The organism is Paraburkholderia sp. 32, assembly GCF_050435345.1.
Classification (GTDB): domain Bacteria; phylum Pseudomonadota; class Gammaproteobacteria; order Burkholderiales; family Burkholderiaceae; genus Paraburkholderia; species Paraburkholderia tuberum.
In genome coordinates this window covers 562,146-588,509 of sequence record NZ_JBNDKD010000003.1, presented here as the reverse complement: position 1 = coordinate 588,509, position 26,364 = coordinate 562,146, and the positions used below count along the sequence as shown (strand labels likewise).

The 26,364-nt window shown below is 60.9% G+C and carries 23 protein-coding genes and 1 pseudogene; 12 read left to right on the top strand and 12 right to left on the bottom strand.

Annotated elements, in window-relative coordinates:
- Positions 1-803: 803 nt before the first annotated feature.
- Positions 804-1,961 (bottom strand): IS110 family transposase, encoded by a 1,158-nt coding sequence (locus tag OKW26_RS25420; protein WP_429354846.1) that lies wholly within the window; start codon positions 1,959-1,961, stop codon positions 804-806.
- A gap of 347 nt (positions 1,962-2,308) precedes the next feature.
- Between OKW26_RS25420 and OKW26_RS25415 the strand changes: the two genes are divergently transcribed.
- Positions 2,309-2,839, top strand: a complete 531-nt coding sequence (locus tag OKW26_RS25415; protein WP_429355580.1) for a hypothetical protein — start codon at positions 2,309-2,311, stop codon at positions 2,837-2,839.
- 14 nt (positions 2,840-2,853) lie between these two features.
- On the opposite strand, the gene OKW26_RS25410 is transcribed toward OKW26_RS25415, so the two are convergent.
- From OKW26_RS25410 to OKW26_RS25400, 3 genes and pseudogenes are all read right to left on the bottom strand, one after another.
- A complete protein-coding gene (locus tag OKW26_RS25410) occupies positions 2,854-5,073 on the bottom strand; it encodes a recombinase family protein (RefSeq protein ID WP_429354536.1) in 2,220 nt (739 codons plus the stop codon).
- Positions 5,066-5,230: a hypothetical protein gene (locus OKW26_RS25405; protein WP_244144848.1), complete on the bottom strand. Its 165-nt coding sequence runs from the start codon at positions 5,228-5,230 to the stop codon at positions 5,066-5,068. The genes OKW26_RS25410 and OKW26_RS25405 overlap by 8 nt, the downstream gene beginning before the upstream one ends.
- A gap of 43 nt (positions 5,231-5,273) precedes the next feature.
- A pseudogene (locus OKW26_RS25400) lies at positions 5,274-5,501 on the bottom strand (DUF5372 family protein); the annotation flags it as partial.
- 41 nt (positions 5,502-5,542) lie between these two features.
- On the opposite strand from OKW26_RS25400, the gene OKW26_RS25395 reads away from it, so the two are divergent.
- The 5 genes from OKW26_RS25395 (at position 5,543) to OKW26_RS25375 (ending at position 10,684) form a co-directional block, all read left to right on the top strand.
- Positions 5,543-6,361, top strand: a complete 819-nt coding sequence (locus tag OKW26_RS25395) for a reverse transcriptase domain-containing protein (RefSeq protein WP_429355579.1) — start codon at positions 5,543-5,545, stop codon at positions 6,359-6,361.
- A 315-nt stretch (positions 6,362-6,676) separates the two neighbouring features.
- On the top strand, positions 6,677-6,940 hold the full coding sequence (locus OKW26_RS25390; protein WP_429355578.1) for a hypothetical protein: 264 nt from the start codon (positions 6,677-6,679) through the stop codon (positions 6,938-6,940).
- A gap of 667 nt (positions 6,941-7,607) precedes the next feature.
- Positions 7,608-7,811 carry a hypothetical protein gene (locus tag OKW26_RS25385; protein WP_429355577.1) on the top strand — a complete coding sequence of 68 codons (204 nt, stop codon included), beginning with the start codon at positions 7,608-7,610 and terminating at the stop codon, positions 7,809-7,811.
- Positions 7,812-7,859: 48 nt separating this feature from the next.
- On the top strand, positions 7,860-9,017 hold the full coding sequence (locus OKW26_RS25380) for an iron-containing alcohol dehydrogenase (RefSeq protein WP_429355576.1): 1,158 nt from the start codon (positions 7,860-7,862) through the stop codon (positions 9,015-9,017).
- A 155-nt stretch (positions 9,018-9,172) separates the two neighbouring features.
- Positions 9,173-10,684, top strand: coding sequence for a CoA-acylating methylmalonate-semialdehyde dehydrogenase (locus OKW26_RS25375; protein WP_184066426.1), 1,512 nt, complete (start codon positions 9,173-9,175; stop codon positions 10,682-10,684).
- Between the two features lie 113 nt (positions 10,685-10,797).
- Here OKW26_RS25375 and OKW26_RS25370 read toward each other — a convergent pair whose 3' ends face one another.
- The 7 genes from OKW26_RS25370 to gcvA form a co-directional block, all read right to left on the bottom strand.
- Positions 10,798-11,805, bottom strand: coding sequence for an MDR family oxidoreductase (locus OKW26_RS25370; protein WP_429357128.1), 1,008 nt, complete (start codon positions 11,803-11,805; stop codon positions 10,798-10,800).
- Between the two features lie 145 nt (positions 11,806-11,950).
- The gene (locus tag OKW26_RS25365; RefSeq protein ID WP_184043501.1) at positions 11,951-12,790 is read right to left on the bottom strand and encodes an ABC transporter permease; all 840 of its coding nucleotides are present in this window, start codon (positions 12,788-12,790) and stop codon (positions 11,951-11,953) included.
- 4 nt (positions 12,791-12,794) lie between these two features.
- Positions 12,795-14,057 carry an ABC transporter permease gene (locus OKW26_RS25360; protein ID WP_429355575.1) on the bottom strand — a complete coding sequence of 421 codons (1,263 nt, stop codon included), beginning with the start codon at positions 14,055-14,057 and terminating at the stop codon, positions 12,795-12,797.
- Positions 14,058-14,109: 52 nt separating this feature from the next.
- Entirely contained in the window at positions 14,110-15,147 is a 1,038-nt protein-coding gene (locus OKW26_RS25355) for a polyamine ABC transporter substrate-binding protein (RefSeq protein ID WP_187617887.1), read from the bottom strand.
- A 39-nt stretch (positions 15,148-15,186) separates the two neighbouring features.
- The gene (locus OKW26_RS25350) at positions 15,187-16,278 is read right to left on the bottom strand and encodes an ABC transporter ATP-binding protein (RefSeq protein ID WP_429355574.1); all 1,092 of its coding nucleotides are present in this window, start codon (positions 16,276-16,278) and stop codon (positions 15,187-15,189) included.
- 377 nt (positions 16,279-16,655) lie between these two features.
- Positions 16,656-19,154: a CoA transferase gene (locus OKW26_RS25345; RefSeq protein WP_429355573.1), complete on the bottom strand. Its 2,499-nt coding sequence runs from the start codon at positions 19,152-19,154 to the stop codon at positions 16,656-16,658.
- Positions 19,155-19,441: 287 nt separating this feature from the next.
- Positions 19,442-20,350, bottom strand: a complete 909-nt coding sequence (gene gcvA, locus OKW26_RS25340; RefSeq protein ID WP_184066433.1) for a transcriptional regulator GcvA — start codon at positions 20,348-20,350, stop codon at positions 19,442-19,444.
- A gap of 333 nt (positions 20,351-20,683) precedes the next feature.
- Here gcvA and OKW26_RS25335 point away from each other — a divergent pair, with 333 nt between their 5' ends.
- From OKW26_RS25335 to OKW26_RS25310, 6 genes are read left to right on the top strand one after another with little or no spacing between them, the layout of a single operon-like run.
- Positions 20,684-21,415 (top strand): succinate dehydrogenase/fumarate reductase iron-sulfur subunit, encoded by a 732-nt coding sequence (locus OKW26_RS25335; protein WP_090805017.1) that lies wholly within the window; start codon positions 20,684-20,686, stop codon positions 21,413-21,415.
- Positions 21,412-21,744, top strand: coding sequence for a succinate dehydrogenase (locus tag OKW26_RS25330; RefSeq protein ID WP_184040186.1), 333 nt, complete (start codon positions 21,412-21,414; stop codon positions 21,742-21,744). Before OKW26_RS25335 ends, OKW26_RS25330 begins: the two co-directional genes overlap by 4 nt.
- Entirely contained in the window at positions 21,741-22,160 is a 420-nt protein-coding gene (sdhC, locus tag OKW26_RS25325) for a succinate dehydrogenase, cytochrome b556 subunit (RefSeq protein ID WP_090805014.1), read from the top strand. Before OKW26_RS25330 ends, sdhC begins: the two co-directional genes overlap by 4 nt.
- A gap of 29 nt (positions 22,161-22,189) precedes the next feature.
- On the top strand, positions 22,190-23,059 hold the full coding sequence (locus OKW26_RS25320; RefSeq protein ID WP_429355572.1) for a fumarate hydratase: 870 nt from the start codon (positions 22,190-22,192) through the stop codon (positions 23,057-23,059).
- A 46-nt stretch (positions 23,060-23,105) separates the two neighbouring features.
- Positions 23,106-23,717, top strand: coding sequence for a FumA C-terminus/TtdB family hydratase beta subunit (locus OKW26_RS25315; RefSeq protein ID WP_429355571.1), 612 nt, complete (start codon positions 23,106-23,108; stop codon positions 23,715-23,717).
- A gap of 34 nt (positions 23,718-23,751) precedes the next feature.
- Positions 23,752-25,503 carry an L-aspartate oxidase gene (locus tag OKW26_RS25310; protein ID WP_429355570.1) on the top strand — a complete coding sequence of 584 codons (1,752 nt, stop codon included), beginning with the start codon at positions 23,752-23,754 and terminating at the stop codon, positions 25,501-25,503.
- Here OKW26_RS25310 and OKW26_RS25305 read toward each other — a convergent pair.
- Entirely contained in the window at positions 25,443-26,351 is a 909-nt protein-coding gene (locus OKW26_RS25305) for a LysR substrate-binding domain-containing protein (protein ID WP_429355569.1), read from the bottom strand. The genes OKW26_RS25310 and OKW26_RS25305 overlap by 61 nt on opposite strands.
- Positions 26,352-26,364: the final 13 nt, after the last annotated feature.

The following is a 26,364-nucleotide window of genomic DNA, read 5'->3' as shown; positions in this document are numbered from 1 at the left end:
GTGAGCGAATGGCCGTTGGACTTGGACAACGGCCGCTGACGTGGCTGCGACACGAATGGCAGTTCTGGGTGTGCGCCGTGCAAAGGCGGCGCTTTCCAGCGGGTGCAAGCCCCGCCCGGCAACCGCTCCAGCCGGAAGCAACTGGAGCAGTCATGGAGGTAACGAAATGGCTGAAGCCTTCGGATAAGCGTGTCACGAATTGGTGACAGCGCGAGTGTGCAGGCCGTAACGTGAGTGAACGCTGAGTAAGCCTCGAAAATGCCGATGCGCAGGCCGACCCGACGACCCTTTCGGGGAAGGCTTCTATGAGCAGCAAGTTGTCAAGGCGTTTCGCGCGAAACTGACTGCAAATCACACATCGATGCACATCGGGCGTGCTCCATAAAGAAGTGCCGTAGCGGGGTCAAGGGCAGGTGAAGCCTGAGCGCAGCGACCCTTGACGCTGCGAAGGCACAATAGCCTGACCCGGGCTGGCGAGCGCAGGTGATTGCGTTCGCCAGCCTGCAGGGCGAATTTCGGCCCCTCCATTGCTGCGATCAATTCGATATTCCGTCTGGTCCGAAGCCAAATCGCCGCGCGCGTGGGACCTGACGTCCCACCGACTTCTATCCGCTGGCACTGGGGCCAGCCTCATCCGATGCGCGTTGTGCCGACCTCGTGAGCGGGAACATGCCCCATCTGACAAATCGGTTGCGTGAGCAACCCGCCTTCCCCACGGGCATGTTCGCTTCAGACCATATGCACCTCCCATGACTCCTCGTCCAGCGGATTTCCATGACCCGACGCGAAGGCCGAAGCGGAGCTCAGGTGGACTTCAACTGGGCTCCCGCAGGGATGACGCCGTCCCTCAGGTAGCGCCACAGGGCAATCGCGAGGCGCCGTGCCACCGCCACGATTGCGATGCGCCGCGCGCGGCGGTTCGGTCCCGTGCCCTGCGTGCGCTGGTTGAACCACTGTGTCAGTGCACTGCCGGGCTGGTGGCGCAGCCAGCACCACGCCATCTCGACCAGCAGGGCACGCACGCGCCGGTTGCCCTGCCGGCTGATGCCCTGGTCGGTCTGGCTCTCGCCGCTGTCCCAGGGCTGCGGCACCAGCCCGACGCACGCGCCCACCTGGCGCGGGTTGCTGAACTCCCGCCAGAACAGTTCGAGCGTGAGGCGCGACGCGCCCACTTCGCCAATGCCCTTCAGGCGTGCCAGGGCATCGCTGCGCTGGCGCACGGGCGCCGGCACGCTCGCCTGTCGCGTCTTCTCCAGCGCGGCGAGTTGCTGCTGCGCCAGCGCCAGCCGTTCGCATTCGCGCAGTAGGCGCTCACGCAGTTCGGGCGGCAGCGGCGTGCCGTCATGACAGCGCACCTCGTCACGGGCGAGCCGGCCCGCGAAGGCCCTGTGGTCGACCTCATCCCAGCAGCCGAGTGTGGCCAGCAGTTTGCGCATCCGGTCGAAGTGCTGGTTCACTTCCTTGTGCAGTTGGCCGCGATCACGCATCAGCTGGCGCGATGCTTCATCCTGGGCGGAGGGCACGTGCACCACATGCATGCGGTCGCGTTCGCCGCGCAGCCACGCACGCAGGTTGATCACCAGCTTGATGGCATCGAGCCGGTCGGTCTTCGCGCGCCGCCTGTGGCGCTCGACCGGAATGCTGGCGGGATCGACGACGTAACATTCAATGCCGCGCGTTTGCAGCGCGCGACAGATCCAGAACGCGTCCTGGCCGGCCTCGTAGCTCACGACGATGCGCACGCCGGCCGGCAGCGACCACTTCAGCTTCTGTTGTTCGATGACGTCAAGCACGGCCTGCAGGCGGTCAGCGGCCAGCGGCTGCGCGACCGTGTGGACGGCGGGCTTCTCGCGCCGGCCATCGTGCAGCGCGACCTTCCACTTGCCGGCGGCCAGCTCGAGCGAGACCGCGAGCACGAGCTCCTCATTACTACCGGTCGTGAACGTCTGATCGGTGCGCATGATGCCTCTCCTCGTAGCAAGGTTCGATCAACTGATTTTATGACTCGGTTCGGTTTACCCGCAGGTGTCCCGATACATAGGATCTGATACGACTGGATGGATGAGCGAAGCAGTGCCACCAGTCGCTGCGCCGGGGTAGTGGCGACAGCATGCACACAAGGAAAGCGTACGCAACACGGGAAGCCCCCTGGCGTGCTCAGGGATGAGCAACCGGACGCCCGCGAGGGACAGGCCGGGCGCCTTGGGGTGACGGAGAGGCTCGTAGTACCGGGGAAGCCGGTGTAATGCTGGTGGAGGGAAGGGGCCTCAGTTCAAGACAGACGCAATACGTAGTGAGGACGTGGAGATTGGGCAACCTATCAACTCCGATTCGTGTTCAGAAGCTGCAGATGGCGTTACACACGAAAGCGAAGGCAGAAGCCGGATATCGCTTCTACGCGCTGTACGACAAGATCTATCGCGAGGATGTGCTGGCGCATGCGTACGCCCAGTGCCGCTCTAACAAGGGCGCGCCGGGTGTCGATCGGCAAGACTTCGCGGAGGTCGAAGCGTATGGGGTGCAGAGGTGGCTCGGCGAACTGGCGCTTGCGCTCAGGCAGGAGAATTACCGGCCGGACCCTATCAGAAGAGTGTTTATCCCGAAGGCCAATGGCAAGCTGAGGCCACTGGGCATCTCGACCCTGCGAGACCGGGTGTGCATGACAGCAGCGATGCTGGTGCTCGAACCGATCTTCGAAGCCGACCTTCCATCCGAGCAGTACGCCTATCGGCCGGGCCGCAATGCCCAGCAAGCGGTGGTCGAGGTGGAGGAACTGCTGTTTCGCGGTCGTACGGACGTCGTTGACGCCGACCTCGCGGACTACTTGGATCTCTCATAGCAATGCCCCTTGGTTCATGAAGTGCGTTCGAAGAAGTCCGGCTGATCGTTGACGACCTTGATACGTAAGCCTTTGGCTCGTCCACGACGGACCAGTACGGCGTCGAGTTCGCCGCGCTTTACACGCTGCAACACCGTTTGACGGGAAACGCCAAGTCGTCGCGTTGCGACTTGCATGGCGACGTATCCATCAGGAGTACTATCAACAAAGAGGCCACGCAACGCTTCCGTGATGCGGATGCGCCAAGGTGCGCCGGTCGTGGGATGCTCGCCAGCGATGAAGCCGGCGTTGACCCAGCGGTGGAGTGTCGACGGTGCGGTGCACAGTACCCGGGCGGCCTGGCGAATGCTGAGCAGTTCTCCTTCAGGCCGTTCAGCCGGTGGTTCGAAGCAGGGAATCTTCCAGTGACGGCGCAGGTTGCCAACAAGGTTCTGGTTGAAACGAAGGCCCTGTGCGCTCAGACGGCCTTGCGCGTTGAGGATGCCTGCGATGGTCGCATCGGGATAGTGCTGCGCGAGTCGACGTACCAATGCCAGGGTATCTTCGTCGGTGCGAATGGTGGCAGGACGCGAGCGAGGTAGTGCAACATCGCATTCGGTGAGCTTGCCGCCGCGCCAGCGCAGCTTCAGATGAGCCTGATATTGTTCGCGATTGACGGTAATCGAAACCTCCTCGAGTAGCGTGCGCAGCAACTGCTTCCTGTCGCGCACGGCGAGGCTCGGCGCCTCCCATAAGCGCTGGAGATCCTGGCCGAGCGAGAGCAGGTTGTGTCGTTCCTGAGCACTCAATGTTCGCGGACGAAGTTGTTCACGACGGGCAAGCTCCTGCTGTGCCTGCTCGAGTTCGTACAACTGCTTCTCCCATTGCGCTTCGAGCCCGCGTGCGACGAGGCGGTTCTCGGGATCCACGGCACGGTATCGCCGCTCGGCACGCTGTGCTTCATACTGCGCCCGTTCAACGCTCAGGCGCCACTGCGCGAGCGCGGCATCATGATCAGCTTCGAGACGTTCAGCCGCGCGTACGGCAGCCTCAAGGCCTGCGGGTTCAACCGCATGGAGAAAGGCCTGAGTAACTGCCGCGTCGATTTGCAGGCCGCCGACGTTAAGGCAGTAGACGCCGCGACTATTCTCGATCCCTTTGTTCGAGCAGTGGTAACCAGGCGTCTGGTTGGTTCCACGATAGTGAGTTCCAAGTTTGCGGCTGCAGTGGCCACATGTTGCCAGACCTTGCAGCAAGGCGGTACCTTCTCTCACGGCGCCGCCGGCTTCGTGGGGGCGGGGCTTGGTATTGGTAGCCAGACGCATTTGATTGGTCTCGTAGGTTGCCCAATCGATGTAACCTTCATGATGATCGCGGATGAGCACGGACCACTGCGACTGAGGCAGGCGTCGTATCCGTGTCTTGAGCACACCGTGCTCGTCGACATAGCGTTCTTTGCGGCTCTTGCCGTAACAGTAGGCACCAGCATAAACCGGATTGGTGAGCACGTTGTAGATCGCGATGTAGGTCGGTGCGACCCAGCGGATCGCTTCAGGGGTGCTGTAGTTGAGCTGCAGCGGGAACGATAGGTTCTCTGCGCGAAACCATAGCCAGACACGGCGAGCTGTGCCGAACTCGCTAAAGCGGGCGAACACCGCACGCAGCACGCTGATAACGGCTTCGTCCGGATGCAGTCGCACCTCGCCTTCAGCCTCGCCCCAAACCATTCCAGTAGGCAGACCTCGTCGCAGTTCGCCTCGTGCAGCCTTGTTCCGGATGCCACCGTCGAGACGCGCACGCAGGGTATGCAGTTCGGCCTCGCTCATCGTGCCCTTCAGGCCGAGAAGCAGACGATCGTTGAAAAGCGCCGGGTTGTACACGCCGTCGGCGTCGCCGATAAGCGTATCGGTCATGGTGCAAAGGTCGAGCAACCGGTACCAGTCAGAATTGTTGCGCGCCAGACGTGACACTTCGAGCCCGAGAATGATGCCGGCGTGCCCGAGTGCGACTTCGGCAGTCATGCGTGCGAAGCCGCCGCGGCTTGCCGTAGTGGCCCCCGAAAGCCCCAGGTCATCGTCAACTACGCAGACGTGCTGCTCGGGCCAGCCGAGGGCGGTGGCTCGCTGGGCGAGCGCGTACTGGCGTTGCGTCGATTCACGGTTGTTCTCAACCTGGTTGGCGCTGGACTGGCGAATGTAGACGAACGCGGTGCGCTGCAAATGACTGGGACTAATCTTGCTGCTGGCCTCACTCATCATCGTTCTCCCGCTGGCCCTGACGGCTTTGCGTCACGACCCTCGCGATTGCGCGAGCGAGTGCGTCGATCACCGCGTCGCGCGCCGTTTGGTCCAGTTGTTCCCATAGGCTGCCGTCGTCCGACGGCAGGTCCGCTAGGGGCAGGTTCAGTTGCATCGTCGCTCTCCTGTTCCGTCTGGCGCAGTAAAGCGTCAATGATCGCGCGAGCGCGGAGAAGATCGGCGAGTGAACCGATGGCGTCGGCTCGCGAAGCGGCGGCGATGGTGACGCCGTTGGCTGTGGACGCTGGGAAGTCGGTCCAGTCGATGGGAATAAGCCCGCGGGACTCGTCGGGCAGGATCAGCAGAAAGTGTAATCGGCCGGCGCGTTGCCGTCGGCTGATGACCTGTAGGCGCTGGCCTTCGAACGGATGGCCAGCTCGTGTGATGACGACTGATTCAGGAACGTCGTGGGATGGGGTAGTCTGTCGTGGCTTCCTTCGGAAGTATTCCCCACGCCGAATTGATGTTGTCGCTCGCGCGACGCATCGTCGATCGGCGCGTGCTGCATCTGATCAGGATGTGGCTGGAATGCCCCGTTGAAGAAACCGATGACCGAGGCCGGAAGAAACGTACGACGGAGGCCAGGGACAGTAGACGCGGCATTCCCCAGGGTTCACCCGTCTCACCACTGCTGGCAAATGTGTACATGCGCCGGTTTGTGCTGGCATGGAAGAAGCTCGGGCTTGAGCGAAGTCTTGGCAGTCGAATCGTGACCTACGCGGACGATCTCGTGATCCTGTGCAAGCGGGGTAAGGCTGAAGAAGCCTTGTCGCGACTGCGCGCGATCATGGGCAAGCTGAAGCTGACGGTCAACGAGGAGAAGACGCGAATCTGCAAGGTGCCGGAAGGCGAATTCGACTTCCTGGGTTTTACGTTTGGGCGGATGTACTCAGCGACGACTGGTCAGGCCCGTATGGGCATGAGGCCGTCGAAGAAGAGTATCCGGCGCATGGTCGACAAGATCCATGCGATGACCGCCCTCAAGACGGCATGGCAAGAGACCACGGCGCTGGTGGGCAAGTTGAACCGCACGTTACGCGGCTGGGCGAACTACTTCCAGGTAGGAAGCGTTAGCCGCGCCTATCGTGCGCTTGACAGCTACACCGCAACGCGGTTGCGCCGGTGGCTACGCAACAAACATAAGCTCAGGCGACGCAAGGGCGGGGGCTATCCACTCCCGCACCTTTACGGGCACTTCGGTCTCGTACGTCTGAGCGCACGTGGGGGCGTAGCCTGGCGTGTGTGAAGGTGTGCTGTCTTGTCCGAGAGCCCAGTGCGGGAGATCTGCACGCTGGGTTCGATGAGCGGGATGTGAAAACGGAGCCATGGTGAGGTTATTCGGGCACCGCCAGACGAAAGAGGCGGCAACAGACAAACCCAGCCTAAAGTCACCGCGTCACATCTCGACTCTACCGATGCCGGCCTCTCATTGCCACGCACGCCGCTCGCTCAACATACGCAATCACCGATCCGGGCACGACGCCGACAGCCACGTCGGTCCCGCCGATGCCCCACCTTTCTGGCCTAAAATATCTCAAAAGAGCATCCGCCCGGGGGCATCATGAAAGCACTTATCGTTGCTGCGACATTGACGGCTGGCTGTTCCCTCGCCTACGCGCAGACTTACCCGCAGGAAGCGCTGGCTGACCAAAGCACGGGGGCCTATAGAGCGCAATTGGAAGCGCAGAAGCAACAGATCGAACTCCAGAACGAACAACTCCAATTACTGAAACAACAGCGCGACCTGGATTTGATGAGGCAGCAGCGCGAACTGAATTCGCTGAGACAACAGCGCCAATTCGACTTGCTGAGACAGCGGCGCTAGATCGCTGTGAGGCGCGGCACCCGCCTCAAGATCCGGCTTGGCAACGGCCATTGCAGCGCCGAACGTTCAGTCTGTGTGGCGCCACTGGAGGGCATCAGGCGTTGAAGTCCTATACGCAAGTAAAGCATTCCTGCTCGCACCAGCCGAACGTCGCGACCGACATCGTGTTCGAAGCGGAGAAGAACTGCTTGTCATATCGATCGAGGGCGGCGGGGCGGATCAGCGCAGATGTCCCCGCCGTAGGTCGCTCTCGCGCGCGGCGACCGCTCACATGACGTGGACGAGATCAATGTAACTGCTTCTTCAGATCGCTCAGTTCGGCGGGGACGGGCAAAAATAGCCTTCCACCTCGCCCCGACGGGCATAGCCATAAGTAAAGCGGACCCATCATCGGCTTTTTTATTGCTTTACCCGCTCCTCGTTCTAACCGACAGTAACCTCAGCGCGCCGCCACGGCAGCTTGCAGCCGAAACGCGATTGATCAGTGCTGACGGCTACCGACGACAATGATGACCTGCATTGCAGCAAATCTGCGGGTCCGGGAGACGAGACGATGAGTCATGTGGAAGCTTAATCAACTATCGGCTTACGAAGTCAGGGCCATTCACTTCGGGCAACGCACGGTCGGCCCGGCCATGGGCATATCACTTTGCCGCTATCTCTGTTAATGACGCTGGATTTATTGCGTCATCGCGATGCACGCCTGCAGGGACCTCTCGAAAAGGTGATGCCTAACTGGGAATTAACGAACACCGAAAACCATACCGCTCCGGCAAGTTTCACCATTCCCAATAGCAAAGATATCGATGTCTGGTTATCTAAATTATCAGAAAAACAAGGCATCGAGATGAAGACTTCAATTAATGATTAGATCCCGGATTGCTTTTTATTTTTAACCGACATTCATACTGGATTCGATATGTCTAACCATGTGATTTTGCCGCGCATCCTCCAGGTCGGCGCCAACGCCAGCGAGACAGTTCCCACGGTTCTGGCGACTCTCGGCTGCAGTCGACCTCTGATCATCACCGACAAGATGATGGTGCAGTTGGGCTATGCCGGGCGCATTCAGGAAAATCTCGCCGCCAATGGCATGACAGCCGAAATTTTCGCTGATACGGTCCCCGAGCCCACGGTTGACTCGATTCGAGCTGGCGTGGAGAAGGCTCGCGCAGGAGACTACGACAGTATCATTGCACTGGGCGGCGGCAGTCCGATCGACAGCGCCAAGGCGATTGGCATTCTTGCCAAGCATGGTGGAGAAATGCGCGACTATAAGTTTCCGCGCGTTGTTACCGAGGTTGGGTTGCCCATTATCGCGGTGCCCACCACTGCGGGAACCGGCTCGGAAGTGACCCGTTTCACGATCATCACTGACCAGCAGAACGACGAAAAAATGCTCTGTGTGGGCATCGGCTTCATGCCCGTGGCAGCCTTGGTCGACTATAACCTGACCCTCAGCCTGCCGCCGCGCGTCACCGCCGATACGGGTATTGATGCGCTGACCCACGCGATCGAAGCCTACGTCAGCCAGAAAGCCAACCTGTACAGCGACAGTCAGGCCCTGGCGGCCATGCGCTTGATTGGCCCCAATCTGCGTAAAGCCTATCGATCCGGCCAGGATACAGCCGCCCGCGAAGCCCTGATGCTCGGTTCGACGCTCGCCGGTGTGGCGTTTTCCGCTGCGTCCGTGGCGCTGGTGCACGGCATGAGTCGACCGATCGGCGCCTTTTTCCACGTTCCCCATGGGCTGTCCAACGCCATGCTGCTGCCCAGTGTGACCGCGTTCTCGATCCCGGCGGCGGAAGAACGCTACGCTGATTGCGCTCGTGCCATGGGCGTGGCCGACAGGCAGGACAGTACGCAGGCCGCCAACGCCAGGTTGCTCGCTGAATTGCGGTCGATCAACGATGACCTTCAGGTGCCGACGCCCGAACAATTTGGTATCGACCGCGAGCGCTTCTTCAGCTTGATGCCGACCATGGCACGGCAGGCTCTGGCCTCCGGCTCGCCTGGCAATAACCCACGCGTGCCCACGGTCGAGGAAATGGTCGAGCTCTACCGCGGTCTCTGGTAAGCAAATTCCCCCCTCAAAAAAACCGCATCTGAGCTATCGAAGTGAAGGTCATTCAGATGCGACAACAACTCTTGGCATCGGGAAGCAAAACCCTATTCCCATCGCCCATTTTTGTGGCCCTTAGAGCCTGTTCCGATCCCAGCAAGGAGTATGAAATGCAGCCCTTCAACGACGACGCAGACGTGGTTCACTTCATCAACGGTCGCCGCGTGCCAGGCACCGGCACTCGAAAGCAGCCGATATTCAACCCCGCGACCGGTTCTCCGGCACGCATGCTGCACCTCGGCGACGCGTCCGACGTAAGCGCCGCCGTAGCGTCGGGGAAACAGGCGTTCCAGGGATGGAGTAATACGCCACCCATCCGTCGCGCGCGCGTCATGCGCCGCTTTCTCGAACTGATGAACCAGCACAAGGACGAACTGGCAGCGATCATGACCGCCGAGCACGGAAAAGTGTTCAGCGATGCGCAAGGCGAAGTGGCACGGGGCATCGATGTGATCGAGTTTGCCTGCGGCATTCCGCAATTGCTGAAGGGTGACCATACGGAACAGGTGTCGACCGACATCGACAACTGGACGACCCGGCAACCACTCGGCGTTGTCGCGGGAATCACGCCTTTCAACTTTCCGTGCATGGTTCCTTGCTGGATGTTTCCGATCGCGATTGCCGCAGGCAATGCGTTCATTCTGAAGCCCAGCGAGCGTGATCCCTCAGCGTCGCTCTACATGGCCCGCTTGCTGCAGGAAGCCGGGTTGCCTGACGGAGTGTTCAACGTCGTGCAAGGGGACAAGATAGTCGTGGATGCTCTGCTCGAACATCCTGACGTAAAAGCGATCAGTTTCGTCGGTTCGACGCCGATTGCCAACTACATCTACGAGACGGGAGCAAAGCACGGAAAACGGATCCAGGCGCTTGGCGGAGCGAAGAATCACATGGTTGTGATGCCCGACGCTGACATTGATCAAGCCGTCGACGCTTTGGTCGGCGCAGGCTACGGCTCCGCGGGTGAACGGTGCATGGCGATCTCGGTCGCAGTCCTCGTAGGCGACGTTGCGGACAAGCTGATTCCGCGGCTCGCTGATCGAGCACGCTCCGTAATAGTAAAGAACGGCACGGAGCCCGACGCCGAGATGGGGCCGATCGTCACACGTCAGGCGCTGGAACGCATTGAAAACTACATCGCGATTGGCGTCGAAGAAGGCGCGTCGCTGGTTGTCGATGGACGTGGCCTCAAAGTTCCGGGGCACGAGGAAGGCTTTTTTACCGGTGCCACGTTGTTCGACCACGTCACGCCCGAGATGCGCATCTATCAAGAGGAAATCTTCGGACCGGTGCTGTCCTGCGTCCGTGCGAAGGACTTTACAGAGGCCGTCGACCTGGTCAACGCGCACGAATTCGGCAATGGCGTCGCCTGTTACACTCGCGATGGACACATCGCGCGCGAGTTTGGCCGGAGAATTGAGGTTGGAATGGTTGGCATCAACGTACCGATTCCGGTACCGATGGCGTGGCACGGATTTGGCGGCTGGAAGCGTAGCTTGTTCGGTGACACGCACGCGTATGGCGAAGAAGGCGTCCGGTTCTATACGCGTCAGAAGTCAATCATGCAACGCTGGCCGGAGAGTATCGAGCAAGGTGCCGAATTCGCGATGCCGACGGCGAGGTAGTCTTTCCACTGCAAAACCCGCTACAGCTCCCGTGCTGCCACATCCCGGCACGGGAGAGCACACCACCGGTCCTGAAGTCGCAGACCTTCAAATCCGAACGGAAGCGCCCGACATCATGCGCTGCGGCAAATGTCGACAACCGTGCGACCGCTCAGCTTTCCATCCATCATTTGCACGGCTGCCTCCGGCACGTCGTGCAACGCTATCCGGTGCGTGAGTTCGGCGAGCTTTGCTCGATCCAGATCCGCAGCGAGCCGATTCCACGCTATCTGACGATGAGCGATCGGACACATAACCGAGTCGATGCCCAACAGTTTTATACCGCGCAGAATGAAAGGCGCAACGTTCGCCGGGAACTCCATGCCTTGCGCGAGACCACATGCCGTTACGGCGCCGCCATATTTCGTCTGTGCGCATGCGTTGGCAAGCGTATGCGAGCCGACAGAATCCACCACCGCCGCCCAGCGCTCTTTCTGCAACGGCTTGCCGGCTGCCGACAGCGAGTCCCGATCGACCACATCGGCGGCGCCGATACGCTTCAGAAAATGCGCCTGCTCCGGCTTGCCCGTCGATGCCACGACCGTAAATCCCCAACTGCTCAATAGCGAGATTGCCACGCTGCCCACACCGCCGCTCGCGCCGGTCACGAGGACTTCACCGTCGGCCGGCTTGACACCGGCCTGTTCCAGCGCAAGGCAGGATAGCATCGCCGTGTAACCGGCCGTCCCGATTGCCATGCTTTCGGCCGTTGATAGTCCCGGCGGTACCGCAATCAGCCAGTCGGCCTTCAGGCGGGCTTTCTCTGCGAGGCACCCCCAGTGTGTTTCGCCGAGGCCCCATCCGTTGACGAGGACAATATCTCCCGCTTTCCAGCGAGAATCTGTCGATGTCACCACCTCGCCGGCGCCATCGATACCCGCGACCATTGGCCAGGCGCGTACGACCGGACCGCGGTTCGTGACCGCTAGCGCGTCCTTGTAGTTAAGCGTCGAGTGCGCGATACGAATGAGCACTTCGCCGGCTGCGAGGGGATGCTCGTCGAGGGTTCGGTCATCGAGGCTGGTAACCCCGGCCGAAAAACCGTTGTCATTCTGCTGCAGATAAAGGGCTGAAAAAGCCATGCTTGACCTCCTTGACGGTAAACGCAGGCGGTCAGGCATGGCGAAGTGATACATCCGGACAACATAAACCATGCAAGGATGTACCACTGCGCCATGCCTGACGGCTTCCACGGGCATAAGGCGACAGGTGCCGCGGCAAGCAATGTCACGTCGCTATCTGTCGCGCCGCGCTTCTGGACCTCAGCCACTCCATCGTCACCAGAAGCAGGCTGGAAAATACAATCAGAATTGTCGCAAGGGCAGCAATCGTCGGCGTAATGTTTTCCCGGAGGCCGATGAACATCTGCAACGGCAATGTACCTTGTGTCGGACCCGCGATGAACATCGTGATGACGACATCATCGAGCGACGTGGCGAATGCAAACAGGGCTCCAGAAATAACGCCCGGCGCAATGATCGGCAGGGTGACGGAGAAGAACGTCCTGACGGGCGACGCACCGAGGCTCAGGCTCGCGCGCACGTAATTCTGGTTGAACCCGGCAAGGGTGGCGTTGACAGTGACCACCACGAATGGAGCAGCGATAGCGGTATGACCCAAAATCAGACCAAGGTACGACCCGGCTAACCCCCACTTCGCAAAGAACAGATACATCCCGACGGCAGTGACGATCACCGGCACGATCATCGGCGAGATCAAAATGCCGATCAGCGCGCCCTTGCCTTTGAACGTCGCCTTGTTGAGGCCCAACGCGGCCAACGTCCCGAGGACAGTGGCCAGGATCGTGGCAAGCGGGGTTACGATGAAGCTGTTTTTTCCGGCACGAAGCCAGTCAATGGACGTAAACAGATTGTGGTACCACTTGAACGAGAACTTGTGTATCGGATAGACCAGGAATGTATTGTCCGTGAAAGAAAGCGGGATGATCACCAGTATCGGCAAGACCAGAAAAAGCAGGATCATGACATTGGTCGATCGCAAAAAGTAGTGCCACGCGATCTCGGGAGCCGATGTATAAGGTGCAAAACGCAATACGGTCGTTTTCATGGTCCTAACCTACCTTCAGTTCGTTGCCAACGATCTTTCGATAAACAGCGAAGAGTATCAACGTCACGAGAAGCAGAACCGCTCCCAGTGCGCACGCCATGCCCCAGTTCAAGGCCACATTCGTGAAATAGGCGATGTAGTAGCTCACCATCTGGTCGCCGGCTCCGCCCAGCAATGCCGGAGTAATGTAGTAGCCCAAAGCCGTGATGAATACCAGCAGTCCGCCGGCGCCGACTCCTGGCAGCGTTTGCGGAAAGTAGACCTTCCAGAACGCGCCGAACGGGTGACTACCCAGCGAGATCGCTGCCTTCGTATAGCTGGCTGGCACTGATTTCATGACGCTGTACAGCGGCAGAATCATGAACGGCAGGAGGATATGAGTCATCGAGATCAGCACCCCCGTCCGGTTGAACAGCAGTGTCAATGGAGACGATATCAGGTCCAGCGACAGCAACGCCTTGTTGACGAGGCCCGATCCTTGAAGGATGACGATCCAGGCGGAGATCCGCACGAGGATCGAAGTCCAGAAGGGAAGGAGCACCAGGATCATCAGCAGATTTGCCTTACCCGCCGGCAGACTGGAGATCCAGTATGCCAGGGGGTAGCCGAGGAGCAGCGCGGCGAGCGTTACCAGGCCGCTAATCACGAACGTTCGCATGAATACCTCCCGATATGCCGAGGCGCCTGGATCAACCGGAACGATGTCACCGGCAGAATTGCGACGGTAGTCCATCGTCGCGAGGAGATACTGGCTTGTGTATCGGGATGAATCTTTAGCGATTACCTGCCAGTAAGCGGGATCTTCCCAACGCCTGTCGATTTCGATCAGCTTTTGTCGCACCTCGTGCGCAGGCAGCGCTGAATCATCGTCGCCGAACGGAAGTGCGCTCGAAGTCTTGTAAAACAACGAACGGAAACCCGCCTTCTGCCCGTTCAGTCGGCCGGCAGCGGTACCCGAACTGTTGTTCCCGCCGTTGCGCTCGATATCCAGCATCAGCCCGCGAAAAGCGTCATCCGGAACTGCCGATTTCCGATCCCAGTTTCGCAGCGCCGCCGTCGTGTGTGGCAACGCGTCAACGACTTCCGGACTCTGAATCGACCGCGAAATCATGGATGCAACGGGCATTACGAATACCAGAAAAATGAAAATAGCAAGAGGAGCGACCAGCGCCAGCGCCGCCATTTGCTTACGTAAATTCACGTTCCTAAGCGATCGCTTGAGCTCACGCAAATGCCAATCCTGCTGCTGAGTAGTTACCGCGCTCATGTCTCTCTCCTTCGCGTACCCATGCGTTCGAGCGATGGGTACGCGATTCGCGTTATTTCGCTGCCCACGCGGTGAAGCGCTGTTCCAGCCCGTCGCCGTGGTCGGTCCAGAACTCTACGTCGTTGGGGATAGCGGTTTTGCCGTTCTTCGGCGAGTTAGGCAGGTTTTCAAGAGTGGCCGCATCGAGCAACTTTAAAGCGTTCTTGTTGGTTGGCCCGTACGGAATGTGCCGCGCGAACGCAGCTTGAGCCTGAGGTTCGAGCACGTAGGCAATGTACTTCTCGGCTGCATCCTTATTTTTCGAGCCCTTCGGAATCACGAAAAAGTCCAGCTCATAGATGCTTTGGTCCCACGAGATACCCAGGTTCTTGTTCCCCGCCCGCATTGCGGCGTCGATGCGGCCGTTATACGCGGTGGACATCGAAACGTCACCGGCGACCAGGAACTGCGGCGGCTGTGCGCCAGCCTCCCACCACTGAATGTGTGGCTTGAGCTCGTCCATCTTCTTGAACGCCCGATTGACGCCAGCCTCCGTGCCCAGCACGGTGTACACGTCTTTCGCCGGAACGCCATCTGCCATCAGTGCGAACTCGAGGTTATAACGCGCCTCCTTCTTCATGCCACGCTTGCCAGGAAATTTCTTGACGTCCCAAAAATCCTTCCAGCCCTGTGGCGTGCCCTTCGTCAGCGTCGGGTTGTATGCCAGCACGGTCGACCACACGAATGTGCCGGCAGCGCAGGGAGTCACCGATCCAGGCACCAGATCACCCTTTTTCGCGATCTTCGACCAGTCGAGCTTCTCGAAGAGTCCGTCCTGACAGCCGCGTCCGATGTCTGCCGACTCGACTTCAACGACATCCCACGTGACATCTTTGGCGTCGACCATCGCTTTGACTTTGGCCATTTCGCCCGTGTACTCAATCGCAATCGTCGGAATACCGCTCGCTTTCGAGAACGGTTCAACCCAGGCAGCCTTCTCGGCATTCCCCACGGCGCCACCGTAATTGACCGTCGTAAGGCTGTCGGCCAATGCGAAAGCGGAACAACACATCATGGCAGCCACGCCGACCGTATTTCTAAAGAACCTCATTTCGTTCTCCTTGGCACAAGGTGATTTCGCTACGCGTGGTCAATTGAAAACTCTTAGATGATCTTCATGAAACGACAACGCGATGCGATTTCCCGGTTGGACATGGGCCGCCCCGTCCTGCCCGAGCGGAACCTTCACGAAACACTCTGTTTCTCCGGGGCAGCGGCAGCGTAGCCGGACGTGATCGCCGAAGTAGATCATCCCAAGCGTTTCGCTGTTGATGACATTGCGCTGCTGTTCGGATTGCCGTCCAATCGAGAGCCGCTCGGGACGGATCACCCCTGTGGCGCGGCTACCGACATTGAGCCCGGCAACATTCAGCGCGCGTACGGTCGTACCGTCTGCAATGCGCAATTCGCAATAGTTACCATCCCGGCTTACGACGGTGCCTTCCACCCGGTTACTGTCACCAATGAAGTTGGCTACAAACAGATTCCTCGGCGATTCGTAGAGCGAGTCGACCTGGTCGAGCTGTTGGATCACCCCCTGATCAAAGACCGCTACTCGATCAGACATCGTGAGCGCCTCACCTTGATCGTGTGTGACGTACACAAAGGTCAGGCCAAGAGATTCGTGCAATGCCTTGAGCTCTATCTGCATGTGCTCGCGCAGCTGTTTGTCCAGCGCGCCAAGCGGTTCGTCCATCAGCACAAGCTTTGGGTTGAACACCAACGCACGCGCAAGCGCCACTCGCTGTTGCTGACCGCCTGAGAGCTGACCTGGCATTCGCTTACCCAGCTTTTCCATGTGGACCATCTCGAGCGCCCGCTTGACGCGCGCGGCCCGCTCGTCTGGCGGCATCTTGCGAACCTTGAGGGGATACTCGAGGTTCTGTCCGACGGTCAGGTGTGGAAAGAGTGCATAGTTCTGAAATACCATTCCAATGTCGCGTTTATGCGGCGGAATACGATTAAGTAACTGACCATCCAGCCAGATTTCTCCATCGGTTGGGTATTCAAACCCGGCGAGCATCATGAGACAGGTGGTCTTTCCCGAGCCAGACGGACCAAGCAAGGTGAGAAACTCCCCCTTCTGGATGTCGAGATTCAGGTCTTTGACGACGAGTGTTTCTCCGTCGTATGTCTTCCGAACATTGCGGAAGCTCACAAATGTGTTGCCCTGGTCTTGCATGATCGTTACCCTCAATGTCTTTCGGTGCGGAAGGCACCTGGCAGCGCAGGCGGTAGTGCTGTGTCTGCAGATCGGCTGCGGCGACAGGGCGGCGCACAGGGTACCTCCTTCCCCGTGCCTCGCCATGGGCGTTTTCGCGCCATGTGCTGCGTAGCTCGATTGAGGTTCTCGATAACGATTTCTGCGCCTCGCCGGGTGTTTTCGGTACCCGGGAGCTTGCGGTGTCGTACGTGCATCTTCGTCTCCAATCTTATAAATATTCGAACACCCTTTCGCTACGGCCTTTTTTCTTCTAGGGTGCTTGCTGCTATCGGCCGCGCCCACCCATCAGCGGAGCGGTCGCGATTTGTTCCGGCTTGCCCGCAACGGTGACGTGTTCAGCTGGGCAAGTACTCTTCGCACCAGCTTTCGCCGACCGCCCCTCGCGCAATCAACGTCGCAATCTGGGTATCGCTGTAGCCCATCTTGCGCAGAACCCCTCGGGTCGAGGCACCAAACTTTTCTGCTGGCGCCAGTGCGCGGATCGGAGCAACGTGAGGGCGAATCGCAAAAGGATCGAGTTGGATGACGCGTCGTCCACTCGGATGCTCGGCATACACACTGAATGAATAGCTGGCGTTATCGATACCCGGACGATTGTCTGCAGGGCGGCTGTAGCGTTGGCGCAAGTTGTCGATATTGTCCGGAATGGCTGCCGCCACATTGGCCGCTTGCAACCGCGTCTGCCAGGTTTCGGCGGAGGCCGTGACGAACGCGGAGCTGAGAAACGCTGCGGGATCTGCCGCGTCGCGGATGCCCGTCAGCCCCTCTACGGCGTTTAGCTTGTCCAGTTCCTTTTCGCTGGCGTCCACATACAACCAGTCATCCGCGGCCCGAAAGAAGCGTGACAGGTTGCCAAAGCCCTGGGCGCTACGGCCGGAAGGCTCATCGAACGGGGCCCGCCGTGGGTAGTCGTAGCAGAAGGGAATCTGCACCAGGTTGCCGAGCGATGCCAGGGAGGTCCGGGCACGGCTGATCTGGCCGGTTCTGGCTTTGCGATATAACGCGGCGGCAACGCCGAGCGCTGCAGCGAACCCGCAATTCACGTCAATGGTTCCGACGTGAGCGTGTTCCTCTGGCGTTGCCATGCCGCCGCCGAAGCGCAGCATGATGCCGGTGCTGGCCTGGATCAAGTCGTCGTAACCGAGATAATCGGTCCGCGGGCCGCGACGCGGTCCCCCAAAGCAATCCAGTTGGCAGAAGATCACGCCAGGGTTGACGGCCTGGAGACTGGCTTCGTCAAGACCCAAAGGTGCCAGTTGACGATCCGGTGCATTCATCACGATCACATCAACCGAACGAACCAATTGGTTAAACACCTCGCGTCCGTCGGGGTGGTTCAGGTCGACCAGGACGCTTTGCTTGCCGCGGCCCGAAGACATGCCAAAGACCACTGTGTTCCAGGGATCATAGTTGGGCGTTACGGGGTCGAGCTTGATAACCTCGGCGCCGAACCGGCCGAGGTAGGAGGTCGAATGCGGACCCGCGATGACATTGGTCAGATCGAGGACACGCACACCGTCAAGCCAGCCGCCAACATGCTGTTCAGATGGGGGCGGCAGTGCCGTGGGCGCGCACTTATCCAGGATGGCCAGGGCTTCTTCGAGACTCACCGTGCGGCGTGAGTCGGGCGAGAGCATCAAGTCGGCACTGTCTTCCAGCCAGGCGATCGCGCCGGGCTGTTTCATATTGCCGTACTGGTGGTCGTCGACATCGACCACCAGACCCGCGGCGTTGGCGTGCTCGTCATGCAACCATTCTTGAGTCGATCGGTGGGGCGCACCGGGAAACCGGCCTTCGCCGAAAATTTTTTCCCACTCGGTCGCTGTCTTGGTCAGGAACACCTCCTTCATGCGTGCCGAAATGCGCCGGGCCCAATGGTCAGGCAACGGGTAGACACCGAGTGACGCGTCCCCCTCCCACTGAGAGATAGGAAGGTAGGGGTCGCTCACTGTCGGCAGCCCGGCAGATAGCATTTCCTCGTACAAGCCCATCGCCTGAAGGCAACGCCTGGCGTGCGAGCGGTGTGACGGGCAGACCGCATAGAACTTGCGACCGTCCGCGCACTCGTAGGTGCGGTAAAAGGGGTCGAGATATTCTTGCAGTTCTTCGTAGCTGAGGTTCATCGGAAGATTTTCCGAGCGCCGCCGCTCAATTTCCTTTTCGCGCAAGGTCTTGTAGCGTTCGGGATAACCGTCGATCTTGATCGAGTTGTAAGACAGCCCCTCCATCACCGCCGCGGCCAGAGGCACCTCGATTTGATCACCCACTCCCGTGCGCTCCCGCGCTTGCAGAGCGAGTGCCACCGCGGAGACAGCCAGCATGGTGCCGTAGGACGAGGCAAGCGGCAGCGGCGAAAAGCTCGGGTTTATCCCCATCAGTACGCGGTTCTGACCCATATCGGTGAATACCCCGGAGGCCGACGCAATAATCGGCTCGAGGGCGCGCCAGTGACGACGCAACTGGTCGTTGCTGGCGAAGCCAGGGATGGACAGCGTAATGAGCTCGGGCCTTTGACGACGCAGCTCGGCGAAGTCCAGACCCAACCGGGTCATGACGCCCGGCCGGAAGTTCTCGATCACGATATCGGCACGCGCGATGAATGCCATGGCCGCCTCGAGCCCCTGCGCGGACTTCAGGTCAAGCTGCAAGCAATACTTGTTGCGGTTCAGTACGGCATTGGCCGGGCTGTCCCAAAGCGGCCCAGCAGGGGGATCGACGTGAATGACGGTGGCGCCGAGATCCGCCAGGATCATCGCCACGGCCGGCCCGGCGATGTACTGGCCAAAGTCGATGACTTTCACGCCGCTAAAAGGCAGTTGATCATGCTTTCCCATGGCTCACCGACTCATCTCCAGGACCTGCGGATCTTCCGAAACGCAGGTCATCATTGTGGTGGGTCGCCGCCAGCACCAATCAACCGCATTTCGAATGCGAGGCGAGGGGCCTTGGCGACGAACTGGGGATCACTGTCGGATACAACGGGGAGCCGGTAAAGCAATAAAAAAACCGAGGATGGGGCTATTTTATTTATGGCTGAGGCCGGCGGAGTGAATGCGCCGGAAAATGACCAGTCGATCACTGGCAGCCCGGCGAAATGGACGTGCGATGTCAACCTGCCTGATCAGTTCCGCGCACGCCCCTCCTGAGCCTTCGCACTCAGCCAGGCCACGAACGCCGCGGCATCAGGGTTGACGATGCTGTGAGGAGAATAGACCAGGTAGAAAGCTTCACTGGTCGTAAGCCGGGATTCGAAAGGCGCTATCAGTTGCCCGGTGTCCAGCATCGACTGGACCAGCGACGAGCGCGCCAAGGCCACCCCTTGACCAAGCTCGGCCATTCTCAAAGCAGAGATCAAGGTATCGAACTGCATTCCCTTCGAAGAGTCGACCTGTCCCGCGCCTGCTTTCTTCAACCAGTATCCCCAGCCCTCCTCGTAGCCGAGGACGTGGAGTAGTTCGTGGTAACGGAGATCCTTCGGCGTAGCCAGTGGCGCCTGTTCGGAGGGCAAGAATGGGGCGCAGACCGGCAGCAACGTATCCCAGGTCAGCCGCTCGGCCTTGAGTCCCGTCCATTCTCCATGTCCATAGCGGATTTCCATATCGGCTTCGACGTCGGTCACGCTCGAATCGCCCCCCCATATGTTGCTGGTGATACGCAGATTGACCTCGGGGTGGCGTTCACGAAAGTCGGGTAAGCGCATTGCCAGCCAATGGGTAAAAAACACCAGGCTGACCCGAACGGTAAGGACTCTGCCGTGACCTTGCCCGAAGATCTCTTCAGTTGCGGCCGCCAGTCGCTCTACGGCCTCGTGGACAACCGGCAAATAGGCTAGCCCGGCCTCAGTGAGCTCGAGTCCTCTTGGCAAGCGCTTAAAGAGGACTGCCCCCAACTGCGACTCGAGTCCCTTCACCTGTTGGCTTACCGCCGCCTGGGTCAGGCTCAACTCTGTCGCCGCATGGGTGAAACTGAGATGCCGGGCAGAGGATTCAAATGCGCGCAACCAGTTAAGCGGAGGTAATCGTTTTCTCATTCTGCAGACCGTTTGACTAAAGCTGTCCGACTTCGTGGATTAGTTGCGTGTTGCGGCAACTCAGGATCCACTAGACCCGCGGACGCGGCGGCGTTCCCAGGCGTCGACGAGTGCGTACGCACTCCAATTGGGCAATCGAACATATGTTAGCGCGGAATTTCGAACACTCTGAAATGACAAGCCTGGTGGGGCGGTTTCAAGAGCGTTCTCACAGGCACTCGCACGCCCGCGAGCATAAAAAAACCTTGAGCTTGCAACAAGAATCTTTGGCTTTGACGGGCGGCGCGCGCCCCTTAGACTGGCTTCGCAATCATTCGAACCTCAACGGTCACGATGCGAACCACTCCCCCGCAACTCAAGGTCGACGTCTGGCGCGGTAACGACGAAGGCAGCTTTCAGCGCTTCGACGTGCCGCGCATGGAAAGTCAGACCGTGCTCGACGTGGTGATCCACATCCAGCGCCATCTGGATGCGACGCTGTCCTATCGCTTTGCGTGCCGGGTCGGCATGTGCGGTTCATGCGCAATGACCGTCAACGGCCGCGCGCGATGGACCTGCCGCACGCACGTCACCAAAGTCATGAAGCACGCCGGTGACGTGCTCGAAATCGCGCCTCTCAATCACCTGCCCGTCATCAAGGATCTGGCGACGGATATGACCGCCTTCTTCGACAAATGGCGCGATGCGAAGGGCTATTTCAAGGGCGAGCACACGCGTAACGAACCTGCCGCTTGCGTCGATCCCGCCTCCGCCGAACGCAAGGCGGCCGACGCGGGGATTGAATGCATCGGCTGCGGTGTCTGTTATGCGAGCTGCGACGTCGTCGCATGGAACCCCGACTATCTCGGACCCGCCGCGCTCAACCGTGCGTGGACGCTCGTCAACGACGTACGCGACATCCAGCAGCAAACCCGCGTCGCAGCCGTCTCCAACGACGCAGGCTGTCATTCGTGCCATACGCTCGGCTCGTGTACCGAACGGTGTCCCAAGTCGCTGCAGCCGACGGCCAGCATTGCTGGCCTGAAGCGGCTTCGCGGCCATGCGCCGAAAGGAGAACCGCGATGATGAGCGGCTGGCGGTTGCAGCGCCTGTCGGCGATGGTGCTGACCTTATGCGTGGCCGTCCATCTTGTCACCATGATTATCGTCGTGCATGGCGGGCTGAGCGCGGCGAACGTGATCGCGCGTCTGCACGGCAATACGGCGTGGGCGGTGTTCTATTCCGTGTTCGTGCTTGCGTCGTCCGCGCATGTGCCTGTCGGCTTGAGAAGGATCGCCGAGGAGTGGCTCGGCTGGCGCGGGCGCAGCGTCGGGGTGGCGAGCGTGATCGTCGGCATTGCGTTGGCGATTGCCGGTCTGCGCGCGGTCTTCGCGCTGGTAGGAGGGCCGCAATGAGCGACATGGCACGCGCAGCGAAACCGGCAACAGACACGAACCACGCCGGACACCGCACCCCTGGCCGGCGCGCCGACTCGCGCGCGCGCAACCATCCCGCGTGGTGGGCCTTTCTTGTGCACCGTCTGTCCGGACTCGCGCTCGCCTTCTTTCTGCCGCTGCACTTCTGGGCGCTCGGCACCGCTTTGCACGGTGCAGCATCGTTCGAGTCGTTTCTCGCCGTGACGAGGCAACCCGCCTTCGTATTCGCCGAGTGGGGCCTCGTCACGTTGCTGGCCGCGCATCTGTTCGGCGGCGTGCGCATTCTGCTCATCGAATACCGGCCATGGAGCGGTTTGCGCAAGAACCTGATCGCGGCGACAGCGGGCGGCGCATTGGTCATCGGGCTGGCGTTTGCGCTGTCGCTCACGTCGTGAACGCACGGTCCCCCGACGGAGATTCATCAATGGACATGCAGCAGATCGAAGAGGTCGCGAAGCAGTTGTACATACGCGCGCTGAAGCATTTGCCGCCCGACATCAAGGACGGTATCGCGCGCCTCGAACGCGCTGAAACCGACGACACCGCGCGCCGCGTGCTGGGCACAATGCGCACCAATATCGCGATTGCCGAAGATCAGGACAACCTGCTGTGCCAGGACACCGGGCTGCCGATCTACAACGTGACGATCGGCACGGGCCTCGCGCTCGACGGCGTCGCGTTGAAAGCAGCGATCCGGCGCGGCTGCGAACGGGCCACGCGCGAGCATCCATTGCGCTCGTCGGTCGTGCATCCGTTGACGCGGAAAAACGAATATTCGTCTTGCGGCGTGCTGATGCCCGCGATCCATATCGACTTCGACTCGACAGCCGATACGCTCGTGATCGAAATGATTCCGAAGGGCAGCGGTTCGGAAAACAACTCGTTTCTGAAAATGGCGATTCCGGCGGAAGGTGTCGACGCGATCAAACGCTTCGTGATCGACTGCGTGGTCGATGCGGGCGGCAAGACGTGTCCGCCGACGATTGTAGGCGTGGGCATCGGCGGTACCTCGGATCTGTGCGTGTGGCTCGCCAAGCGTGCCGCGACGCGCGCGCTCGGTACGCATTGCGACGATCCGGCGGCGGCCGCGCTGGAGGAGGAACTGTCGGCCGCGGTGAACCGCCTGGGCGTCGGCCCGCAGGGGCTCGGCGGCGACGCGACGTCGTTCGCGGTCCACCTCGAACTGGCGGCGACGCATATCACGATGAATCCGGTCGCCGTGAACATGCAGTGTCATTCGGCCCGCCGCGCGCGCGCCACGCTGACGCCGGCGGGCGTCGAGTACGGCTACTGACACGCGGGCTGTCCGCATCGGCACGCACACCGTCAAGGAACGATCGATGACTCATCACACGCTGTCCATGCCCGCTAGCGAAGCGCAGATTCGCGCGTTGCGCACGGGCGACACCGTTACGTTGACAGGCACGCTGTTCGGCATCCGCGACGCCACGCAGATCCACATGTTCGACCGTGGCCGCACGACTCGCTTCGATCTGCGCGGCCATGCGGTGATTCACACCGCGCCGAACGTGCGCAAGGTGCCACGCTCGGACGCACATCCGGCGGGCTACGAGCCTGTCTGCGTCGGCACGACGACGTCCGCACGCATGGAGCGCTTCACCGCGGCGCTGATGGCGCAATACGGCGTGCGCATCGTGATCGGCAAGGGCGGGCTCGGGCAGGCGTCGAGCGATGCGTTCGCAAAATACGGCGGCGTGTATCTCGCGATCGTCGGCGGCACGGCGGCGCTGGAGACGACATGGATCGAACAGATCGAAGACGTCGATCTCGACGACCTGAACCCCGAATCGCTATGGCGCTTCAGGATCGGCGAATTCGGCCCGCTGCTCGTCGCGATGGATAGTCACGGCGACAGCGTCTACACGAAGGTCCAGCAGAGCACGCGTGAGCGGCGCGAAGCGGTGCTCGCGTCGCTGGGCATCAGAAGCTGAACGAACGCAGCGTCGTTCATCACGGGAACCGACCATGAAGCACGTGGATACCGACATCCTGATTCTCGGCAGCGGCGGCGCAGGCCTGTTTGCCGCGCTGCATGCGCAGGCCGACGCGCCGCAGTTGCGCATCACGATCGCCGTGAAAGGATTGCTCGGCAAATGCGGCTGTACGCGCATGGTGCAGGGCGGCTATAACGTCGCGCTAGCACAGGGCGATTCGATCGAACGTCACTTCATGGATACGATCGAAGGCGGCAAATGGCTGTCGAACCAGGAACTCGCGTGGACGCTGGTGACACGCGCGGTCGAGCGGATAAACGAACTCGAAAACGAACTGGGCTGCTTCTTCGACCGCAACCCGGACGGCACGCTGAAGCAGAAGGCATTCGCCGGGCAAACCTTCGACCGCACGGTGCACAAGGGCGATCAGACTGGCATCGAGATCATCAACCGGCTTGCCGAACAGGTGTGGGCGCGCGGGATCGAGCGGCTCGAAGAACATCGCGCGGTGGAATTCATCGAGTCCGAAGACGGCAGCGCACTGGCCGGCGTGCTGATGATCGACATTCGCAGCGGCGAATTCGTCTTCGTGCGCGCGAAGGCCGTGCTGCTCGCGACGGGCGGCGGCCCCACGATGTACAAGTACCACACGCCGAGCGCAGACAAGAGTTGCGACGGCATGGCGATGGCGCTGCGTGCCGGCCTCACGTTGCGCGACATGGAGATGGTGCAGTTCCACCCGACGGGCTTGCTGGCGGGCACTCATACGCGCATGACGGGCACCGTGCTCGAAGAAGGGCTGCGCGGCGCGGGCGGCTATCTGCTGACGGGCGACGGCGAGCGCTTCATGCACCGCTACGATCCGCGCGGCGAGCGCGCGACGCGCGACATCGTCTCGCGCAGCATTTACCGTGAACTGCGCGCGGGCAACACGACGCCGAACGGCGGCGTCTATCTGCGCATGGATCATCTCGGGCCCGACAGCGTGCGCCAGCGTTTCAAGGGCATGGTCGAACGCTGCGCGGATTGCGGCTTCGATCTGGCGGGCGGCCAGGTCGAAGTGGTGCCGACCGCGCACTACATGATGGGCGGCGTGTTGTTCGAGACCGACTGTTCGACGACGCTGCCGGGCCTCTTCGTCGCGGGCGAGGATGCGGGCGGCGTGCACGGCGCGAACCGGCTGGGCGGCAACGGCGTCGCGAATTCGACGGTGTTCGGCGGCATTGCGGGTGAGACGCTCGCGCGCTGGGTGCCGCGCCATGGGCGCCTCGCCACCGCCGATGCCAGTCAGATCGAGCGCGCCATCGAACGTTGCACGCGGCCGCTCGGCCAGCCTGCGGGCGATCTCGAATCGATACGCGACGACCTGTACGAGTTGATGTGGCGCGACGTCGGCATTCTGCGCGACGAGCAGGGCTTGCTGCGCGCGAGAAGCGCATTGATCGACATCGGCGAACGGCTGGACCGCACGGGTGTCGATGGACGCGATCTGCGCTTCAACCTGTCGTGGCACGACTGGATGAACCTGCACAACCTGACGCTCGTGAGCCGCGCGATCACCGAGTCGGCGTTGCTGCGCGAGAATTCGCGCGGCGCGCATTTCCGCGAAGACTTTCCCGACGCCGGAGATCTGGACACATCCGAGTATGTATGCCTGCGGCTTCAGCAGAACGCCTTCGAAACCAGCCGCCGGCGCGTGCAGTTCACGCGCGTGAAGCCTGGTCAGTCGCTGCTCGACGAATCATTGCCACTGGCGGAAACGTCGGCCGCCGTCGTGAAGTGACGCTTCACGGCGGCCGTGAACGCTTCGCGTCCGTGTTCGCGCCGTTCCAGCAGGCCGACGCGGCGCGGCGCGATCCGCTCGGGCAACTCGGTCACGCGCAGCCCTGATTCGTGATTCCAGTTCGCATTCGCGAGACGCGGCACTACCGAAACGCCGAAACCGCGCTTCACCATTTCGCAGATCGATTCGAGCGAGTTCAACTCCATGATGTCGTGCACGGAAGCGTCGAGGCCGCGCAGCGCGTCGTCGATCAGCATGCCTGTCCACGTCTGCCGGTCGAAACGGATGAACGGCTCACGAAGCAGCGTGTCGACGTGCGCGCGCGGATTGTCAGCCGACGAGATCAGCACCATCGGCTCGTGATACAGCACCGTCCACTTCAACGCGGCGGGAAAGCCGGTGGGCGACTGCGTGACGATGGCGGCGTCGAGTTCTCCGTTCTCCACGCGTAGCGTGAAGTCACTCGACAGGCCCGTGAAAAGCTTCAGTTCGAGGCGCGGGTAGCGGCGTTTCAGATTCAGCATCGCATCGGCGAACGCGCCCATCAGCGACGACACCAGCGCGCCGACCCGCACGACGCCCGCCAGTTCGTCGCGGCCCGCCGTGGCCAGAATCCGCCGATAGTTGGCGACCAGCGTTTCGGCGAGCGGCACGATCGTGCGTCCCTGTTCGCTCAATGCGACCGAGCGCGCGCCCCGTTCGAACAGCACCATGTCGAGATCGCGTTCCAGTGAACGCATCTGCAGGCTCACGGCGGCCTGCGTGAGACACACTTCGTCGGCGGCTGCGGCGAACGAGCCGTGACGCGCGACGGACAGAAACGTGACGAAATAGCGAATCGCACTCATGACGCTCACTCAG

Bases quoted from the DNA above. Each gene is read 5' to 3' on its own strand.
- OKW26_RS25315 (WP_429355571.1), top strand. From the start codon at position 23,106: ATGACTCATCACACGCTGTCCATGCCCGCTAGCGAAGCGCAGATTCGC.
- gcvA (WP_184066433.1), bottom strand. From the start codon at position 20,350: ATGAGAAAACGATTACCTCCGCTTAACTGGTTGCGCGCATTTGAATCC.
- OKW26_RS25360 (WP_429355575.1), bottom strand. From the start codon at position 14,057: ATGAGCGCGGTAACTACTCAGCAGCAGGATTGGCATTTGCGTGAGCTC.
- OKW26_RS25305 (WP_429355569.1), bottom strand. From the start codon at position 26,351: ATGAGTGCGATTCGCTATTTCGTCACGTTTCTGTCCGTCGCGCGTCAC.
- sdhC (WP_090805014.1), top strand. From the start codon at position 21,741: ATGAGCGACATGGCACGCGCAGCGAAACCGGCAACAGACACGAACCAC.
- OKW26_RS25335 (WP_090805017.1), top strand. From the start codon at position 20,684: ATGCGAACCACTCCCCCGCAACTCAAGGTCGACGTCTGGCGCGGTAAC.
- OKW26_RS25405 (WP_244144848.1), bottom strand. From the start codon at position 5,230: ATGCAACTGAACCTGCCCCTAGCGGACCTGCCGTCGGACGACGGCAGC.
- OKW26_RS25380 (WP_429355576.1), top strand. From the start codon at position 7,860: ATGTCTAACCATGTGATTTTGCCGCGCATCCTCCAGGTCGGCGCCAAC.
- OKW26_RS25345 (WP_429355573.1), bottom strand. From the start codon at position 19,154: ATGGGAAAGCATGATCAACTGCCTTTTAGCGGCGTGAAAGTCATCGAC.
- OKW26_RS25365 (WP_184043501.1), bottom strand. From the start codon at position 12,790: ATGAAAACGACCGTATTGCGTTTTGCACCTTATACATCGGCTCCCGAG.
- OKW26_RS25385 (WP_429355577.1), top strand. From the start codon at position 7,608: ATGACGCTGGATTTATTGCGTCATCGCGATGCACGCCTGCAGGGACCT.
- OKW26_RS25350 (WP_429355574.1), bottom strand. From the start codon at position 16,278: ATGCAAGACCAGGGCAACACATTTGTGAGCTTCCGCAATGTTCGGAAG.
- OKW26_RS25355 (WP_187617887.1), bottom strand. From the start codon at position 15,147: ATGAGGTTCTTTAGAAATACGGTCGGCGTGGCTGCCATGATGTGTTGT.
- OKW26_RS25320 (WP_429355572.1), top strand. From the start codon at position 22,190: ATGGACATGCAGCAGATCGAAGAGGTCGCGAAGCAGTTGTACATACGC.
- OKW26_RS25330 (WP_184040186.1), top strand. From the start codon at position 21,412: ATGATGAGCGGCTGGCGGTTGCAGCGCCTGTCGGCGATGGTGCTGACC.
- OKW26_RS25420 (WP_429354846.1), bottom strand. From the start codon at position 1,961: ATGCGCACCGATCAGACGTTCACGACCGGTAGTAATGAGGAGCTCGTG.
- OKW26_RS25310 (WP_429355570.1), top strand. From the start codon at position 23,752: ATGAAGCACGTGGATACCGACATCCTGATTCTCGGCAGCGGCGGCGCA.
- OKW26_RS25375 (WP_184066426.1), top strand. From the start codon at position 9,173: ATGCAGCCCTTCAACGACGACGCAGACGTGGTTCACTTCATCAACGGT.
- OKW26_RS25370 (WP_429357128.1), bottom strand. From the start codon at position 11,805: ATGGCTTTTTCAGCCCTTTATCTGCAGCAGAATGACAACGGTTTTTCG.
- OKW26_RS25410 (WP_429354536.1), bottom strand. From the start codon at position 5,073: ATGAGTGAGGCCAGCAGCAAGATTAGTCCCAGTCATTTGCAGCGCACC.
- OKW26_RS25390 (WP_429355578.1), top strand. From the start codon at position 6,677: ATGAAAGCACTTATCGTTGCTGCGACATTGACGGCTGGCTGTTCCCTC.